This is a genomic window from Micromonospora sp. URMC 107, assembly GCF_051386315.1.
Lineage (GTDB): Bacteria > Actinomycetota > Actinomycetes > Mycobacteriales > Micromonosporaceae > Micromonospora.
Genome location: NZ_JBPQTK010000308.1, coordinates 1 through 423, shown reverse-complemented (window position 1 = coordinate 423; position 423 = coordinate 1). Strand labels below are relative to the sequence as shown.

General features: G+C 75.7%; 1 protein-coding gene. It reads left to right on the top strand.

What is annotated here, in order from left to right; all coding sequences use genetic code 11:
• The first annotated feature begins 40 nt into the window (after positions 1-40).
• Complete coding sequence (locus ACSNN9_RS28660) at positions 41-364, top strand: cellulose binding domain-containing protein (RefSeq protein ID WP_436676419.1); 324 nt, start codon at positions 41-43, stop codon at positions 362-364.
• Positions 365-423: the final 59 nt, after the last annotated feature.

Sequence of the window (423 nt, the reverse complement as noted above, 5' to 3'; positions counted from 1 at the left end):
CTGCTGGCCGTCGGCGTAGGTCCAGGTCACGGACCAGCCCCTGACGGCCCCGCCGCCGGCCGGGGCCTGCACGGCCGCCTACCGGATCACCGGGCAGTGGGGTGGAGGCTTCCAGGGTGAGGTGACGGTGACCGCCGGCGGCGGGGCCGTCAGGGGCTGGTCCGTGACCTGGACCTACGCCGACGGCCAGCAGGTCACGTCGGCCTGGAACGCGACCGTGACCACCAGCGGGACTCGGATCGTCGCCCGCAACGCGGCCCACAACGGGTCGCTGGCCCCCGGGGCGAGCACCACGTTCGGCTTCCTCGGCTCGTGGTCCGGCACCAACAGCACGCCGACGCCCACCTGTACGACCGTCGTCTGATCCGCACCGGAGCCCCGGCCGGGGCCGCGTCCCCATCCCTCCGGGGCGCGACCCCGGCC